1 protein-coding gene is annotated in these 202 nt (G+C 39.1%); it reads left to right on the forward strand.

What is annotated here, in order from left to right:
* On the forward strand, positions 1–202 hold a 202-nt coding region (locus ACYQ2O_RS13985), incomplete at both ends, for a transposase (protein ID WP_459796903.1).

The raw sequence follows: 202 nt of genomic DNA on the forward strand, positions 1-202 counted from the left end.
ACCAGATACAGACTTTACACATAAAGAATCACAGTATTTCAAGATTGATTATCAAGCTAAATCTTGGGAAACGGGTCGTAAAGTAACTGTAAAGGCCACTCGAGAAGCTGGCGAACTCTTATTTACGACGTTTGAGTTTATCGTATCAAATTTCGTTGATATACCTGCCCAAACAGTGTACAAGCTCTACCAAAAGAGAGGG

Source organism: Alkalibacterium sp. m-11 (assembly GCF_054658155.1).